This is a genomic window from Arcticibacter sp. MXS-1 (assembly GCF_041902385.1).
Classification (GTDB): Bacteria; Bacteroidota; Bacteroidia; order Sphingobacteriales; family Sphingobacteriaceae; genus Arcticibacter.
Map to the genome: position 1 here is coordinate 4,021,167 of NZ_CP169244.1, position 16,699 is coordinate 4,037,865.

Genomic DNA, 16,699 nt, shown 5'->3' on the forward strand with positions numbered 1-16,699 from the left:
TCACTCACTATTTTTTAAAAGAGCAAGGTACGAGCGGGAATTTAAAGGATAGACAAAGTTTAGAAAAATACTCATGAGCTGCGCTCACAAACGGAGATAAAAATTGCTTGAATGTTCTTTGTGACCATTAAAAGAACAAATATACTTTCACAAAAAAGCCATCAGGGCATTGACGTCCCTGATGGCTTTTTTATTATTGTGCAGGCTTTATTTCAACCCTGCGGTTCAACGCTCTGCCTTCTTCATTGGCATTGCTGGCAATTGGCTTGGTCTCACCAAAACCCTTAACTGTGAGGTTGGCTCCATCAATTCCGGCATTTACCAGGTAGGTCTTTACCGCATTTGCGCGGTCGATTGAAAGAGACATATTGTGCTGGCTGGTGCCTTCTTCAGATGAGTGACCATTCAGAACGAACCTTGCACCCGGATCTTTTTTCATTTCTCTTGAAGCCTGTTCCAGGATCTCGTAGGAACCTGTCTTAAGCACCACTGAATTGAACTCAAACTGGATGTTCTTGAAATTGAAGTTAGGCTTTTCAACAGGAGCCGGCTCTTCTTTCTTTTCCTCAACTGGGGCAGTCTGCGCGGGCTGCTCTGCAGGAGCTTCTTCTTTTACAGGTGTTGGAGTAGGCTTGGCAGCGGCTTTTTTAGCCTTACAAGCGTTTAAAGATAGTCCTACCGACAAAGCCATCACGGCCAGGAGGTAAAATTTTGGTTTTCTCATCGTATCTAAGGTTGTTTTTTTTGTAAACATAAAAAATATCCAACAATCGTCAATACCTGAACCGCAGTTTCCCCCCATCAGCCCCTATAAGGGGGCAAATGCGACATAGTACGGCCTTGATTGCGACAAGCCCTTTATGTAGATTTGAGTATGAAAGACATCGCCGTATTAATCCCTTATGGAGAGCTGAGCCTGAGCAACATTGAGGCCACCTACAAGATGTTCACCAAGGTCAACGAGGCGCTAGCCGGCGCTGGGAAAGCTCCCCTGTTCAAGGTGCGACTTGTGGGCCTGTCCACGGAGACTACTGTCAGCAAAGGTATTTTTACTATACGGCCCAATGTAACCATTGCCGAAGCGGCGCGTTATGATCTGATCATTATCCCTGCGGTACACGGCGAGATCAACGGAGTTCTGAAAGCAAATGAGGCTTTTATCCCCTGGCTGATCAAACAGCACAGGGCCGGCGCCGAACTTGTTTCTCTTTGTATCGGAGCTTTCCTGCTCGCTTCAACAGGCCTTCTTGACGGGCGCTCCTGCACGACGCACTGGCTGATGGCTAACGAGTTTAAGAGCCTGTTCCCCAGGGTGGATCTGCAGGCCTACAAGATCATTACCGACGAGCGCGGCATTTATACAAGCGGCGGAGCTTATTCATCGCTGAATCTTATCCTGTATCTGGTTGAAAAGTTCGCAGGCCGCGAAATGGCGCTGCTTTCGTCGAAAGTATTCGAGATCGACATCGACCGGAACAGCCAGTCGCCCTTTATTATCTTCCGCGGGCAAAAAGAGCATGAAGATGAGGTGATCAGAAAGGTGCAGTTGTTCATTGAAAATAACTATCAGGAAAAGGTTTCGGTAGAACAGGTAGCGTCGATGTTTGCCATCAGCCGCCGTCATCTTGAACGGAGGTTTAAGAGAGCAACGTCCAATACCGTACTTGAATATCTGCAGCGGGTTCGCGTTGAAGCGGCTAAGCTGAGCCTGGAGTCCATGCGCGACAATGTAAATGAAGTGATGTACAAGACCGGATACACTGATCCCAAGGCGTTCAGAAGTATCTTCAGAAAGATTACGGGCCTTACACCTCTTGAGTACCGTAATAAGTATAATAAAGATCTGAGGGTTGCATAAATAGACACAGCAATGTAATAATACGGCCCTCCCCTGTTATTATAATAAAAATATGTAACTTTGCAGCCGTACACTCGTATTGTTAACAACATCTGCATTACCAGATTACTATTCATTACAGTGGCCAGGATAACTCCCCTTTGTATCGATCATCTGGTGGTTAACAAAAATTAATTTAATCATTTACAATTTGTCATTCGAAAATTTAAAACTTAATGCTTCTATATTAAAGGCATTAACAACTGAAGGATATGAACGTCCTACTCCGGTCCAGGAAAGATCTATTCCATTGGTGCTGGAAGGCAGGGACCTTTTGGCCTGTGCCCAGACGGGAACAGGAAAAACGGCAGCATTTGCGCTGCCAATCCTGCATTTACTGCAATCCGACAGGAATGCAGCAGGAAAAAGAGCGATCAGATCTCTGATACTCACCCCCACCCGTGAGCTTGCTATTCAAATCAGCGAGAGTTTCACCGCCTATGGAAAGCATACCGGCCTGAAACATATGGTGATCTTCGGTGGTGTATCTGCCGGATCTCAGATCTCGGGACTGCGTGCAGGAACAGACGTTCTGATTGCCACTCCCGGGCGACTGCTCGACCTGATGAACCAGAAAGAAGTAAACCTGCAGCATCTGCAAATCTTTGTGCTGGATGAAGCAGACCGCATGCTCGACATGGGATTTATTGCAGACGTAAAAAAGGTGATTGCAAAACTGCCTCAGAAGCGCCAGACCCTTTTGTTCTCTGCTACCATGCCTTCGGAAATTGCCAGCCTCGCAGGCAGTATTCTGAACAACCCTGCCAGGATTGAAGTTACTCCGGTATCATCTACAGCCGAAAAGGTGCAGCAGTCCGTTTATGCTGTTGACAAGAAAGATAAGGGATATCTCCTGATTCACCTGATCAGTACCATAAAGATGAAAAGCGTCCTGGTCTTTACAAGAACCAAGTACGGGGCTGACAAACTCGCCAGGGCCTTGAATAAAGCAAAGATAAGTGCCGACGCAATCCACGGCAATAAGGCGCAAAATGCCAGGCAAAAAGCGCTGAACAATTTCAAGAGCGGCAATATCCAGGTGCTCGTAGCCACAGACATTGCTGCCAGAGGGATTGACATTGAAGAGCTGCCCTACGTGATCAACTTTGAGCTGCCTAACTTGCCGGAAACTTACGTACACCGGATTGGACGTACGGGAAGAGCCGGACAGAGCGGAACGGCAATCTCCTTCTGTGATGTTGAAGAAAGACCGTACTTAAAAGATATCAATAAGGTAACGGCACAATCGATCCCGGTCATCACCGAGCACCCTTTTCCGGCTTCGACTATTTTTACAGAAACACCGGAAGAAAAGAAAGGCGGAAATCAGGCAAAGCAAGGCGTTCGGAAGCCTTCACAGAACAAAAGGAGACCCTTCAGATCGAAGCAGAAAGCTAAGTCTGGCGGCCAGCAATCGCGGCCAGCTGTGGTTTAAACAGCTTTTTTCCGTTTTGAGATTTTTTTCATCTGCGGAAAAACTTTTATCAATAATTTAAGTTATCTTTAGAAAATAATAAAACACAATACAATGCAAAAAGGAACAGTTAAATTTTTCAATGAAACTAAAGGTTTCGGTTTTATCACCCCTCACAACGGCGGCGCCGAAATTTTTGTTCATTCCTCAGGCCTCATCGACAACATTCGTCAAAACGACACTGTTGAGTATGAAGTAGAGCAAGGTCGTAAAGGACCTAACGCGGTAAATGTAAAAGTAGCTTAAAATACTATATAGATTAATCGTGAAAAGCCGGAATCCTTCAATTCCGGCTTCTTGTTTTGTATCAGCACCAAGTGTTAAGAAGATCGGTTCCAACCCTGATCGTCAGCTGACCGGCAAAACAAATAATGGATAGGTTGCTGCAGACCACCTGTTCCGAGTTGAACCGATGCTCCACACCCAACCCTTCATTCAAGAAGACATCAATAAGAAAGCTAAGCTTCTTGCGTGACACACCCTTTTGGATGGTGTTATAGTCAATAAAGAAACAACAAGTTACTCTGGTGAACGATCATCCGGGATGTGCTTAAAAAAGCACTGCGGCATAGGTTCACCACTATTAAAAAACAAATTATTAAATGAAAATTTTTATTAAGGGACTCCCGCTGCAGGTAGAGGAGTCTGAATTGCGCGAAGTATTCGGCGATTTCGGCCAGGTAAGATCATTACGGATCATCAAAGACCGTGAAACAGGTCAAAGCCGTGGTTTTGGATTCGTTGAAATGCCAAACGCTGAAGAAGCAAAGGAAGCCATCAGAAACATGAATGGCGGCGATTACTACGGCAATACGATCTTCGTTGCAGAAGCAAAGGAAGACAGACCGGAAGGTAATGGCGGTGGTAATCGTGGCGGCAGTTTCAACCGTGGCGGAGGAAACAGATCACACAGCAGATACTAAGAGCATTGATCCCGGGATTAAAAAAGGCCGTTTCTAAGCAGAAACGGCCTTTTTGCTTTTTCACAATCTATACTTTGTCATAGCACTATTTTCAACAGCTCCTGTTTCTGCCTTCCGGGCGATACAGCTACGCGTGCTTCCTGTCCCCTAATTCCCTTCCTTTTCATGATATCGTTCTCTTTTTTAAGCAATATCGTGCCTGACTACCGCTGTCCGGTGATAATGAATTATTCTCATTCGCAGCTCAGTTAATCCGGGAGCGATGAAGCTGAGCATCGTGATGAACGGCCAGGTAGTGGCCACGAGTAATGCCGATTTTACGATAACGAAATAACGACCTAATCTGCTCAAGCGGCTTCTATCCGCTTGCTTTTAGCTTCCGGCAGGCAGCATGACGGTACAACATGCTGTCGCCGGAAGCTTTATTAATGGCCCTGCCTGTCTTTGCCTGTTTCGGGCATTGCCTTCCATAGCAGCACAAGCGTCCGTTTTCGACTCGAAGGTTTTCCTGAGTTCATTGCTATAGTTTTTCAGAAGAGGTAGTTAAACTAAGCAACCCGCTATCCATCAGGATGTTTCAATTAGTAATTCACACTCAGCGCCCGGTTGTCAGTATTTCTACGGAGCCGCCCCGATTGAAAAGATCATGCGGGACGAAATATCCTTCCTGTTCCCTGCCGCTTACCCTGATGGTCTTCAAATCCCTTCCATCCCCCGGTCTTTTGATGCTCAGCGTTTTTCCATTGTCCAGCTTCCATTTAACCTCCTTAAAAAGCGGTACGGTAACCAGATATTGAGGGTCCGCTGCTACGTAAGGATACAGTCCCAGTGCTGAGAATACATACCATGACGACATTTCCCCCGCGTCGTCCATCCCGCAAAGGGCGAGCCCCTGTTCGCCCAGACCGTACAGATTGTTAAGAATGTAGTCAACCATCTTCTGCGATTTTTCCGGCTTCCCGATAAAGTAGTAAGCAAAAGGAGCTTCGTGATCGGGCTGATTGCCGTGGCAGTACTGGCCGACCATCGTTTCTACGTTGCGGGCAATATGCTGAGGGTTCCACGGAACAGAAAAAAGCGAGTCCAGCTTGCTTTCGAACTTCCGGGGACCACCGTACAAACTAATCAGGCCTGTCATATCGTGAGGAGCAAAAAAAGACACCTGCCACGCATTGGCCTCGCGGTACATATATTCGTAGTAGGGATATTGGGGATCAAAGTTCTTCACCCAATTGCCGTTCTCAAGCCTGCCTCGCATAAAGCGGGTGCCGGGGTCAAACACATTACGGTAGTTCTTAGAACGCTGCATGAACTGCCTGTAGTTGGCTGTATCACCCAGTTCGCGAGCAAGCAACGCAACGCAGTAGTCATCGTAAGCGTACTCCAGCGTTTTTGATACTCCCGCTTTTGCTTTAGTCTCTACATGGGGATTGGCAATGTCGGGCTCCGAAATATATCCCTTCGACATATACTCGCTGATAAAGGGCCGCGTACCCCCTTCTACTGTTGCATTTTTAAGCAGCAGCCGATATGCATTCTTTACATCAAAGTTTCGCAGCCCCCGCATATAGCTGCCTGCAATAAAAGAAGCAGCATGATCACCATGAAAAAACGTAGGGATAAACCCGGTCTTATCGCCCATGTCGATAAGGGACCTGATCACGTCGACCGTGACGCGGGGCGATACGATGGAAAGCAATACAAGCTTGTTCCTGTATGTATCCCAGAGAGAAGGCACGGTGTAATAAGAGAAATCGCCCTTAACCACTTTTCCTCTGGCATCTGTATATTCGCCATTGACATCACTCCGCAAGGCAGGCCAAAGCACAGCGCGGTAGAGTGAGGAGTAGAACATCTCCTTCTGCTTTTCTGTTCCTCCCGATACTTCGATCTTTGAGAGAAAAGCTTCCCAGGTACGCAGTCCCTGCTGCCTCACCTGTTCAAACGACTGCGTCCCTACCTCCCGTGCCAGGTTCTCCCTGGCATTTTCCATACTCACGAACGACAGTCCTACCTTGAGTGTGACCGGTGTTTTGCCATTAGTCAGACGGGCAATCGAATAGCCCCACTTGCCACCCTCGTCCACTGTCTTCAGCTCTGTGATGGGGGCACTGCTTTGCGCATAGAAATACACCGTGTACTCTCCTACATCCTGATATCCCTGCACAGCATTAGCACCTGCCTGCGCAATTTTCCAGCGGCGCACCCTGTCATTTCCTTTCGACAGATCAAAAAGAATATTCCGGTCTTTATCCGACTGGAAATCATACAAGTGAACTCCACATCGTAAAGTGGAAGTAAGCTTCACATTGATGCGGTAATCCTCAAGAAACACCTGGTAATAACCTGGTGAGGCAGATTCCTTCTTATGCGAAAACCTCGATCCAAAGGCACGTTGTCCGTCTGCTTTTCCAGATACAGGCAGAACGGGAATATTACAGAGGTTCCAGTGTCCTTTGTTGGTATGAGTAAAAGCATGGATCACAGAATCCTCATACTCATAGCCGGCGCCCGAGCCGAACTCCGTGATGGGACTGAGCTGTACCATAGCATTGGGGAGGGCGCTTCCCGGGTAGACAAGTCCGGCCCATGAGCGCCAGCCTTCAGGCAGCTTATAGCCGAGGATAGCAGAATCAGTAAGGGGGGCAGTGCCTATAAAGGGATTTACATAACGGGTGTACCCCTTCCCCGGCTGGGCCATGCCCTGAAATGCAGGATATGCAAAGACAAAAGCAAGGCAAAAAGCGAGTGTTTTTGAGGTGCGGCGCATCACTTTAGCAAGCCTCGCACGGGCAAAATAAAAGATGTGGTTCATAACGGCTTTTTATTGTTCGTACTTCTAAAGCTTAGAAACGAAGGCTAATATAGAAATAGAAAAACGTTTTAGCAAAGCCGATTTAGAGAAAAAAGTTCCTACCAGCCCCGAATAGACTTGGTCCTTCAGAACGAACAGTGAGGCGGGCAGCCGCCCGAACTACTCTGCCGGGTGCTGCCCTGCAAGGCCATGGGCCATCTGTGTAGGCCATGAATTACTCCAAAAACTGATCATCGCTCCCCCTAAGCTTTCTGATAGCCAGGTCAGAAAGGCACGGCAAGGATCCGGCTATTAGGGTTCCCGCCTTTACCCTTGTTTTCCTCAAACGGCCAGAGGGAGGTCCTTCAGCCTGGCGTTCTGGTAAAGGTCGGACAGACGCGCGACGGTGTAAGCAATCTCGTCGCTCGTGTTATACTTCCCAAAGGAAAAACGGATGGCAGTTCGTTCAAAGTCGTAGGCCAGGGCCTTCAACACATGGGAACCATGACCGCTATGGGCAGAACACGCACTTCCGCCGGAGGCGCAGATCTGATTGCTGTCGAGATAGGAAAGCGCTGCAGCCATCTCGGGAAGTGGAGGCAGGGAGACACTGAGAACCGTGTAAAGACTGTCGTCAAGATCCGCCGACGAGCCATTGAAACTGATACCCGGAATGCCTTTTCGCAATCCCGCTATCATCTCTTTCTTAAGCCTCAGGATACGGTCCCTGTCCTCGTGCAGGTCACGGCAGGCAATCTCAAGAGCCTTTGCTAGCCCCAGGATCCCAGCAACATTTTCGGTTCCTGCCCGTCGTCCGCTTTCCTGCCCTCCCCCGCTGATGAGTGGCAAAACGGTGGTGCGACTTCCTGAATAAAGGAATCCCACACCCTTTGGGCCATTAAACTTATGGGCAGAGCCGGTAATGAAGTCGACAGGAAGCGATCTCAGGTCAAATTCGTAGTGCCCCATCGTCTGAACGGTGTCGCTATGAAAGAGCGCGTTATACTTCCGGCAGAGGGTGCCGATTTCGGCGATATCATGCAGATTGCCGATTTCGTTATTTCCATGCATCACCGACACAAACGCCCTGCTGTTAAATGCAAGGATGCTCTCCAGGTGCTTCAGCGAAATGTTACCCCTTTCATCGTGCATCAAATACACCAGCTCAATCTCGCCATTCTTTTCAAGAGACCGCAGCGTATTGAGTACGGCATGGTGCTCAAATGGAGTAGTAACAGCAAGACGGATACCTGAGCCACGGATAGCAGAGCAGATTGCGATATTGTCGGCCTCCGTGCCGCCGGAAGTAAAGAGGATCTCAGAAGGATCGGCTCCTAGCAGGCCTGCAATCGTTGCCCTGGCCTTTTCAAGAGCCCTTCGGGCTTCCCTGCCCGGGCCATGCGCGGAAGAAGGGTTCGCAAATCCGTCGAAAAAATACGGCTCCATCTCTTTAAAGACCTCTTTGTCGAGCCGGGTAGTTGCAGCATTATCTAAATAAATCTTCATACTAAGTTTAATTTTCAGGGTTAAACCTATACAGATTGAAAGAGAGGAAGATTTGCGTTTGATACGGGCAGACCTGTGCGCACCAGGCTCGATTCATATCAACTTATCTTTTCCGCTTTCGCGGACAGGAATTAGCACCTTGTATTCATACAGGTTGCTAAGACTTCACAGGGCCTATCCCTCCGTCTTTCTGGATAAGTAAAAAAGAACAACTCCGCAAATATAGTAATACTCTACAAAGTTGGTAGATTATTTTTCTTTATTTTTTTCTGACGGTTCTACCCGGACTGTGATGTGCTGCCCGCCGGGCGGCAGGCCAAAAGCAGATTCGGGGCAAGAATTGGAATTAATAAGAAATGCCTGTTATGAGCGCTAAAGCCGGCATTTGTGACAATTTAGATACATTTTTAACCATAGGTTTCATTTTCTATACCTTCGCGCTGCACACTATGCTGAAAAGATTACTGAACATACTTGCCTTGTTAGTCTTTGTGAACGCCGTCTCCTATATGCCTGCGCACAAGGGAACCGGGTGCCATGCAACAGCGAGCGAAGCAACACCATGCGAGTCGTCTAACTTTTCGGGCGGAACACTCTTTCATGCGGTTCTGGTCGATATCTTTGATATCCCTGCATCCGAAAGTCTTCCCAAGAAGATCTTCTTCAGGGTCTACATGCTATTCTCAGTGTGTTATGCCATCACGCTCATAGCGCTAAAGATCTTTTACAGCCTGAAGAAGGCGCCTCGCAGCGTCTGCTCAGGCTCACTCAGATTTCAGTCAAAGCTTTATACCCTGCCCGGATATTACACTTACCTGTTCCGGCTGAAGCCATTCTGATCTTTCATTACCAACCTTCTTTACCTGATCTTCAAGCGTGCACCGCCAGCCGCATTGGAAAGGTCTGCATTGCAGGCAGCCTGGGTCAGGACTAATATGGAAATTAGTTATCCTGCAAAGCCGGCAGGAGGTACAATAGTACCAGTCCGGCTGCTGCAGATTAATAAAAACAAATAAGTTTCAGAAAAAGAAGCGGGCAAAAGCGGCGCTTCGGTCTCTCTATATCTCTAAATATGAAATTGAAAAAACTGTTGGGGCTCATGTCCGTAATAGTGCTTCTTTTCCTTGCTGCCTGTAGCTCCGGAGCAAAAAAGGCAAAGCAAAACACAAAAGAAAGCGTCCCGGTTACCAGGTTAACAAAGCTGGATACCACCTTATATACCGACTACGTAGCCGCTATACAGGCTTCGAAAAATACTGAGCTAAGATCACGCTTAAACGGATTTTTGTCGCACATCTATGTTGACGAAGGCGAGCAGGTCCAAAAAGGCCAGGTTCTTTTCCGGATTAACGACGAAGAGCAGCGCATGGAAGTAGGCCGCGCACTTGCTGCTTTAAAGAAAGCTGAAGCTGAAGCTAAGACGGCCACTGTTGAAACGCAGCGCGTGAAGCTGCTGGTTGAAAAAGACATCGTTTCTAAAACCGAGCTGGACGTAGCTAAAGCACAGCTAAGAGCGGCCCAGGCCACCATAGAGGAGGCTAAGTCAGCTCTTGAAAAAGCAAAAACACATTTATCCTATACCACCATACGGGCTCCCTTTAGCGGGAGGATCGACCGTATATACCTGAAGGAAGGGAGTTTACTCAGCGAGGGCAGCCTGCTGACCAAAATCTCAGACCTGAACGAGGTTTACGCCTACTTCGACATGTCTGAGACGGAATACCTCAACAGGGTAAGCGCAAAGAGCCTGGAAAAAGACCTCCTCGGCAATAAAGTCACCTTAATGCTCGCAAATGGCAAGGAGTATGCAGAGAAAGGGGTGCTGGAGCTTGCAGAAAGTCAGTTTGAGGAACAGACCGGTTCCATAGCCTTCAGGGCGCGTTTTTCCAATCCTGATAAACTGCTCAAGCATGGAGCGACCGGAAAGATCAGGCTGCCGTCAAGGATCACCGGTCAGCTAGCTGTGCCGCAGAAGTCTGTCTTCGAGATACAAGACCGGACATACGTATATGTGGTCAACGGGGGCAATAAGATAAAGATGACCTCCTTCTCCGCGGGACGGCGGTTTGGTCATTTTTATCTCGTCAAGGACGGGCTGAAAGCTGGAGACAAGATTGTGTACGAGGGTACACAGAGCCTCAAAGACGGAGCGGAAGTAGTGCCGATCCCCGTTTCGCTTGACAGTCTTTTATTCGCCGGCGCCGCTAACTAGACAACTCATCCTGTTTATCAGAACTTAACGTATGTTTGAAACATTTGTCAGAAGGCCAGTGCTCTCACTGGTTATCTCTCTATTTATAACATTACTGGGAGTTTTGGCGCTTTTCACGCTGCCCGTCACCCAGTTTCCCGACATCGTTCCCCCATCGGTAGTGGTCACTGCCAACTACACAGGAGCGAATGCCGAAGTATGTACAGATGCTGTAGCGATCCCTCTGGAACGTGCCATTAATGGCGTGCCGGGGATGACCTATATGTCGTCCGTATCCACCAACAACGGGACCACGCTCATTCAGGTCTTCTTTAAAGTAGGAACCAACCCCGACATCGCGGCCGTGAACGTGCAGAACCGCGTAACCACCATCCTCGATGAGCTGCCCGAGGAGGTGATCAAGGCCGGCGTAACCACCGAGAAGGAGGTGAACAGCATGCTGATGTACCTCAACGTGTTCAGCGACAATGCTCAGGACGACGAGCGCTTCATCTATAACTTTACGGATATCAATATCTTAAAGGAACTGAAGCGTATTGAAGGCGTAGGACTGGTTCAGATCATGGGCATGAAAGACTACGCCATGCGCGTTTGGTTAAAGCCGGAACGCCTGGCCGCCTATAATCTGTCGAGCGATGATATTATCAATGCAATCCGCGCCCAGAACGTAGAAGCAGCACCTGGCCAGACGGGGATAGGCTCAGACAAGCGCTCGAACATGCTGCAGTACGTTTTGCGCTATCCGGGCAAGTTCTCTACGCCCGATCAGTATAAAAATATACCTGTCAGGGCCAATCCCGACGGCTCTGTTCTGAGGATCCGCGACATTGCAGATGTAGAATTCGGATCGCTGGATTATGAAATGGTTTCGAAGACCGACGGAAGGCCTTCAGCCTCCATCATGCTGAAGCAGCTTCCCGGTTCTAATGCTCAGGAAGTAATTGAACGGGTGAAGCAGCGTATGGAAGAGTTAAAAGGCAGCTTTCCTCCCGGGATGCGGTACACGCTCAGCTATGATGTGTCGCGGTTCCTCGACGCCTCCATGCACGAGGTTTTTAAAACACTTATTGAAGCGTTTCTTCTGGTGTTCATCGTGGTGTTTGTGTTCCTGCAGGACTGGAGGTCTACGCTGATCCCCGCCCTGGCTGTACCGGTCGCACTGATAGGTGCACTGTTCTGCATGCAGCTGCTTGGCTTCTCGCTTAACCTTCTTACGTTGTTCGCGCTCGTGCTGGCTATCGGAATTGTGGTCGATAACGCCATTGTAGTGGTAGAGGCCGTGCACAGTAAAATGGAGGAAGAACACCTCTCCCCTATGGACGCAACCCTCGCTGCCATGAAGGAGATCAGCGGAGCCATTGTGGCCATCACGCTCGTCATGTCGGCGGTGTTCATTCCGGTCGCTTTCCTGTCGGGCCCGGTCGGGATATTCTACAGCCAGTTTTCACTCACGCTTGCAGCCTCTATCATTATTTCCGGAATTAACGCGCTGACGCTGACGCCCGCGCTGTGTGCTCTGATGCTGCGCCCGCCCACCCATCACGACAAGAAGAAGGGCCTGCTGGGCCGGTTCTTCACCTCCTTCAACCACGTATACAATAAGATGTCAAGGAAGTACACGGGGCTCATCGGCCGGATTGCGGCACGGAGGACAGTTACGCTGGCTATCCTGGCAGTCTCATTCATTGCCACCTGGGGAGTTAATGCAATACTTCCGGGCGGCTTCATCCCAACGGAAGACCAGGGCATGATCTACGTGAACGTAACGACGCCTGCCGGAGCAACAGTTGACCGCACAGAAGCGGTACTGAATGAGGTGGACAGGATCAGCAGAAAGATCGGCTCGGTAGAAACAGTATCCACCCTTGCCGGCTACAGTCTGGTCAACGAAGTAACCGGATCTTCGTACGGCATGGCCATGATCAACCTGAAGCCTTGGGATGAGCGTAAAGAATCGGTGAACGATATGATCCAGATCTTGCGGGAGAAAACAGCGGGGATCAAAGATGCCGATATTGAATTCTTCCCGCCACCAACCGTACCGGGCTTCGGAAACTCGAGCGGCTTCGAGCTCCGTTTACTCGACCGCACCGGAAAGGATGACATAAAGGAGACGGCACGTGTGCTCAATGAGTTCATGACAGCACTGCGCGAAACGCCTGAGGTGGGGAACGCCTTCAGCAGTTTCAATCCTACCTTTCCGCAGTACATGATCCATGTCGATTATGATGTTGCGGCCAAAAAGGGAGTAAGTATAGAGAATGCGATGTCAACGCTGCAGACGCTTCTGGGAAGCTTTTATGCCTCCAACTTCATTCGCTTCGGTCAGATGTACAAGGTGATGGTGCAGGCATTGCCAGGCGACCGCGAAAAGCCGGAAGACGTCCTCCGAATGTACGTAAAGAACACTGCCGGCGAAATGGTGCCCTACTCCTCGTTCATCCGCATGGAGAAGATCTACGGTCCTGAGCAGGTCACCCGGTATAACATGTTCACCTCGGCCATGGTGAGCGGAGAAGCTGCCGAAGGATACAGCAGCGGTCAGGTGATCGAGGCCATAGAAAGGGTGGCAGCAGAAAAGCTGCCCAAAGGTTTCGCCATTGAGTGGTCTGGCATGACCAGGGAACAGATCCTTTCAGGAAACCAGGCGATCTACGTCTTTCTGCTTTGCCTGCTGTTCGTCTATATGCTCCTTGCCGCCCAGTACGAAAGCTTCCTCCTACCCCTTCCTGTTATCTTTTGCCTTCCTGCCGGTATCTTTGGATCTTTTCTCTTCCTCAAGCTGGCAGGTCTCGAAAATAACATCTACGCGCAGGTAGCAATGGTGATGCTGATCGGACTGCTGGGTAAGAATGCCATCCTGATCATCGAGTTCGCCGTTCAAAAGACCAGGCATGGATCAAGTGTGGTGCAGGCTGCCATTGAGGGGGCGGCTCTCCGCTTAAGGCCAATCCTGATGACCTCCTTTGCTTTCATTTCCGGCCTTATTCCGCTGTGTATGGCCTCCGGAGCAGGGGCACTCGGCAACAGATCGATCGGCTTCACTGCCGTGGGCGGAATGCTGATAGGGACCATCGTGGGTGTAGTCCTCATCCCCGGCCTCTTTGTGCTGTTCTCCAAAAAGAAGAAGAAGGCTTCACCCGCAACAGCTCCCGTCGTGATGGTGGTCCTGATCTGTCTGCTCGCTACAGCCTGCGGACCGGCCAGAGAGGCCGCCCTTCCTGCAAAAAAGGCGCTTCCTGCAAGTTTTGCGGGAAACACCGACTCTGCCACCATCGCCAGGATCCGCTGGCAGAACTTCTTCAACGACCCCAACCTGACGGGACTGATCGATACGGCTTTAAGAAATAACCCCGATCTGCTTCAGGCCGTCCACCGTGTGGAGATCGCCTCGCGCTACTTCAAGATCAGTAAGAATGCAAAGCTTCCCAGTCTGGAAGCAGCAGCCGAAGCAGGGTTGCGAAAGTATGGCTTTTACACCATCGACGGAATAGGCAACTACGACACCAATTTTTCTGAGAACCTGAAGGAAGACGAAAAGCTTCCTGACCCGGTTCCCGACTATTTCGTGGGGCTGCGCGCATCCTGGGAGATCGACCTCTGGGGAAAGCTGAAGCGACGAAAGAAGGCTGCATTTTCCAGGTTCCTGGCAGCCAATGAAGGCCGGAGACTGGCGCAAACCATCCTGATATCGGAGGTAGCCAATAAGTACTTCCAGCTTCTCGCCCTCGACAACCAGCTTTCCGTTCTGCAGAAGACCATCGACCTCCAGCGAAAATCCCTCTCGCTCATCAGTGTGCAGAAACAGGGAGGCAGGGCAAACGAACTGGGTGTTCTCCAGGCCAGGGCTGTTCTTTTACAGTCGCAGGGACTGGAGGAAGACATACGGCAGAGCATCAGGGAAACCGAAAATGCCATCAACTATCTGCTGGGCCGGTTCTCTCAGCCTATCGTCAGGAGCAGTATAACGCCGGTCTCCACTCCCCTGACCGACTCCATCAAAACCGGTCTGCCGGAAACCATGGTAGCGCTGCGCCCTGATATCAGACAGGCCGAGCTGCTGTTGATGGCTGCCGAAAGTGATAAGGAAGCAGCACGGGCAGCCTTCTACCCTACGCTAAGCCTGAATCCCTTCGTGGGCTTTCAAAGCTTCCGCCTGTCGGAGATGCTGAACACGCCCAAGTCGGTAGCGTATGGCCTCATGGGTGGCATCAGCGCTCCCCTCTTTAACCACGGTTTCATCCGCAATCAGTACCAGCAACAGCTGGCGGAGCGGAGTATCGCCTTCAGAGAGTACGAAAAGACCGTGCTTAACGCCTGGAAGGAAGTTCAGGATTGCCTCGCCGCCCGGAAACACCTTCAGGAAAGGAACAAATACGCTTTGCTGGAAGTAGAAACTTTAAATAAGGCAATAGAGGCTTCCGACCTTTTGTTCAAAGCCGGAAGAGCAAATTATCTGGAAGTAATTACAACCCAAAGCCGCGCACTCGAAGCGCAGATCAACTTAACCAACATTCACTATAAGTACCTGCAGTCAAGAGTAGACCTCTACCGTGTACTCGGGGGCGGCTGGAATTAACACTTTCAATAAAAAAAGCAGGCCGGGCCTGCTTTTTTTATTGAAAGTGTCTTTGTTTATTAACGGCCACAAAGAACACTCAACGAGCTTTCATCTCCCGTTGTGAGCACAGCTCATGAGTGTTTTGTTTATATGCTTTCCTGCTTTCGGCTATACCGACTTGCGGATGTATTTAGTGAGGATCACAATCGTATCGCCATTGATCTTTCCCTCCACCTGATCGGCATTTTCAGCCACCAGCTTGATCTTGCGAACAATAGTTCCTTTTGGTGCGATGTAATTCGTGCCTTTGACATTGAGGTTCTGTGTGAGCACAACCGTGTCTCCGCTTTGCAATACGACGCCGAAACTATCTTTATGCACTACCTTCTGTGCTTCCAGTGCATCTTCAGCTTCAGCCCAGGCAAGCTGCGACTCGTCGAGCATAGCCGACTCCATTGCATCCCTGGCCCATTCTTCCGAGGAGATCTTTCCAAGGATCTTGTACGATAACACCTTTACTGCAGGCTCCTCGCTCCAGATACTTCCTTCCAGGCAACGCCAGTGATGCACATTGCTATAATCAGCGCTGCTGATCTGCTCATGACAAGAGCCGCAAAGGACAACCTGGTTTTCTATTGCATCATCATTCTTTGGCGGAACAGCATAAGCGAAAAGCCCGCCGCTGCTCTCTGTACAAAGCTCGCAAACACCATTGCTGCGGCTTTCCAATTGTGTATTTAGTGACATTGCCGCAAAGGTAAACTTATTAATCAAAAGAAGCGTGGTCACCGGGAGGTTCTGCGACCTGACAAGCATCTATGGAACCGAAACAGAAAACACACATAAACTGTGCTCCCAAACGGGGAGAAAAGCCAGTCCAATTTTCTTCTTTGCCTTTAAAAAACCGATAAACTTTCAGCAAAACACTGATGAGCTCTACGCACAAACGGGAATGAGAGTTAATTGAGTGTTCTTCGCTCCCCATTTAAACTTAGCGAAGCGATGTCATTGAGGCCTTTAAAAAAACAAATTGCCCTTTATAAAAAACGCCCCGTTCGGGGCGTTTACTTTATTTTAGTGTTTCGTCGCTATAGATACTCTTATTAGCATCGTCGACCGTTATGAACGTATAGGTGTCGAGAATTTCCTCGAACTCGTCATCATCGTCCCAGACGGGCAAAACATTCTTGTGATGATTCAGTGTCAAAAAAGCATTCAGCGCGGCTATCCTTCCACTCTCAATGGAAGGAATTCCCGCGACTCCATTTCCTGCCTGCACGGCAGTCTTGGTATCGTGACAAATGAGAAATAGCTGTTTCATGGGTTTCTGCG

Annotated in this window: 13 protein-coding genes and 1 riboswitch; of the genes, 7 read left to right on the forward strand and 6 right to left on the reverse strand. The window is 49.4% G+C overall.

Annotation, left to right across the window (positions count from 1 at the left end; all coding sequences use genetic code 11):
- Nucleotides 1–193 precede the first annotated feature (193 nt).
- Nucleotides 194–724, reverse strand: a complete 531-nt coding sequence (locus ACES2C_RS17400; RefSeq protein ID WP_374164333.1) for an OmpA family protein — start codon at nucleotides 722–724, stop codon at nucleotides 194–196.
- Nucleotides 725–874: 150 nt separating this feature from the next.
- Here ACES2C_RS17400 and ACES2C_RS17405 point away from each other — a divergent pair, with 150 nt between their 5' ends.
- The 4 genes from ACES2C_RS17405 (at nucleotide 875) to ACES2C_RS17420 (ending at nucleotide 4,294) form a co-directional block, all read left to right on the forward strand.
- A complete protein-coding gene (locus tag ACES2C_RS17405; protein ID WP_374164334.1) occupies nucleotides 875–1,858 on the forward strand; it encodes a GlxA family transcriptional regulator in 984 nt (327 codons plus the stop codon).
- A 190-nt stretch (nucleotides 1,859–2,048) separates the two neighbouring features.
- A complete protein-coding gene (locus ACES2C_RS17410; RefSeq protein ID WP_374164335.1) occupies nucleotides 2,049–3,332 on the forward strand; it encodes a DEAD/DEAH box helicase in 1,284 nt (427 codons plus the stop codon).
- A gap of 93 nt (nucleotides 3,333–3,425) precedes the next feature.
- Nucleotides 3,426–3,617, forward strand: a complete 192-nt coding sequence (locus ACES2C_RS17415; protein WP_374164336.1) for a cold-shock protein — start codon at nucleotides 3,426–3,428, stop codon at nucleotides 3,615–3,617.
- A 356-nt stretch (nucleotides 3,618–3,973) separates the two neighbouring features.
- On the forward strand, nucleotides 3,974–4,294 hold the full coding sequence (locus tag ACES2C_RS17420) for an RNA recognition motif domain-containing protein (RefSeq protein ID WP_374164337.1): 321 nt from the start codon (nucleotides 3,974–3,976) through the stop codon (nucleotides 4,292–4,294).
- A gap of 183 nt (nucleotides 4,295–4,477) precedes the next feature.
- Here the strand turns inward: ACES2C_RS17420 and ACES2C_RS17425 are convergent, their stop codons facing one another.
- The 3 genes from ACES2C_RS17425 to ACES2C_RS17435 all read right to left on the reverse strand — a co-directional run bounded on the left by ACES2C_RS17425 (nucleotide 4,478) and on the right by ACES2C_RS17435 (nucleotide 8,594).
- Complete coding sequence (locus ACES2C_RS17425) at nucleotides 4,478–4,645, reverse strand: hypothetical protein (RefSeq protein WP_374164338.1); 168 nt, start codon at nucleotides 4,643–4,645, stop codon at nucleotides 4,478–4,480.
- A 244-nt stretch (nucleotides 4,646–4,889) separates the two neighbouring features.
- Entirely contained in the window at nucleotides 4,890–7,109 is a 2,220-nt protein-coding gene (locus ACES2C_RS17430) for a GH92 family glycosyl hydrolase (RefSeq protein ID WP_374164339.1), read from the reverse strand.
- A gap of 321 nt (nucleotides 7,110–7,430) precedes the next feature.
- Complete coding sequence (locus ACES2C_RS17435; RefSeq protein ID WP_374164340.1) at nucleotides 7,431–8,594, reverse strand: cysteine desulfurase family protein; 1,164 nt, start codon at nucleotides 8,592–8,594, stop codon at nucleotides 7,431–7,433.
- 100 nt (nucleotides 8,595–8,694) lie between these two features.
- A riboswitch (SAM riboswitch) is annotated at nucleotides 8,695–8,795 on the reverse strand.
- A 248-nt stretch (nucleotides 8,796–9,043) separates the two neighbouring features.
- On the opposite strand from ACES2C_RS17435, the gene ACES2C_RS17440 reads away from it, so the two are divergent.
- From ACES2C_RS17440 to ACES2C_RS17450, 3 genes are all read left to right on the forward strand, one after another.
- Nucleotides 9,044–9,433, forward strand: coding sequence for a hypothetical protein (locus tag ACES2C_RS17440; RefSeq protein ID WP_374164341.1), 390 nt, complete (start codon nucleotides 9,044–9,046; stop codon nucleotides 9,431–9,433).
- Nucleotides 9,434–9,666: 233 nt separating this feature from the next.
- Nucleotides 9,667–10,806 (forward strand): efflux RND transporter periplasmic adaptor subunit, encoded by a 1,140-nt coding sequence (locus tag ACES2C_RS17445; protein WP_374164342.1) that lies wholly within the window; start codon nucleotides 9,667–9,669, stop codon nucleotides 10,804–10,806.
- A 31-nt stretch (nucleotides 10,807–10,837) separates the two neighbouring features.
- Nucleotides 10,838–15,385, forward strand: a complete 4,548-nt coding sequence (locus tag ACES2C_RS17450; protein ID WP_374164343.1) for an efflux RND transporter permease subunit — start codon at nucleotides 10,838–10,840, stop codon at nucleotides 15,383–15,385.
- A gap of 150 nt (nucleotides 15,386–15,535) precedes the next feature.
- Here the strand turns inward: ACES2C_RS17450 and ACES2C_RS17455 are convergent, their stop codons facing one another.
- Both ACES2C_RS17455 and ACES2C_RS17460 read right to left on the reverse strand, forming a co-directional pair.
- Nucleotides 15,536–16,114 (reverse strand): PhnA domain-containing protein, encoded by a 579-nt coding sequence (locus tag ACES2C_RS17455; RefSeq protein ID WP_374164344.1) that lies wholly within the window; start codon nucleotides 16,112–16,114, stop codon nucleotides 15,536–15,538.
- A gap of 322 nt (nucleotides 16,115–16,436) precedes the next feature.
- Entirely contained in the window at nucleotides 16,437–16,688 is a 252-nt protein-coding gene (locus ACES2C_RS17460) for a hypothetical protein (protein WP_374164345.1), read from the reverse strand.
- Between the last annotated feature and the right edge of the window lie 11 nt (nucleotides 16,689–16,699).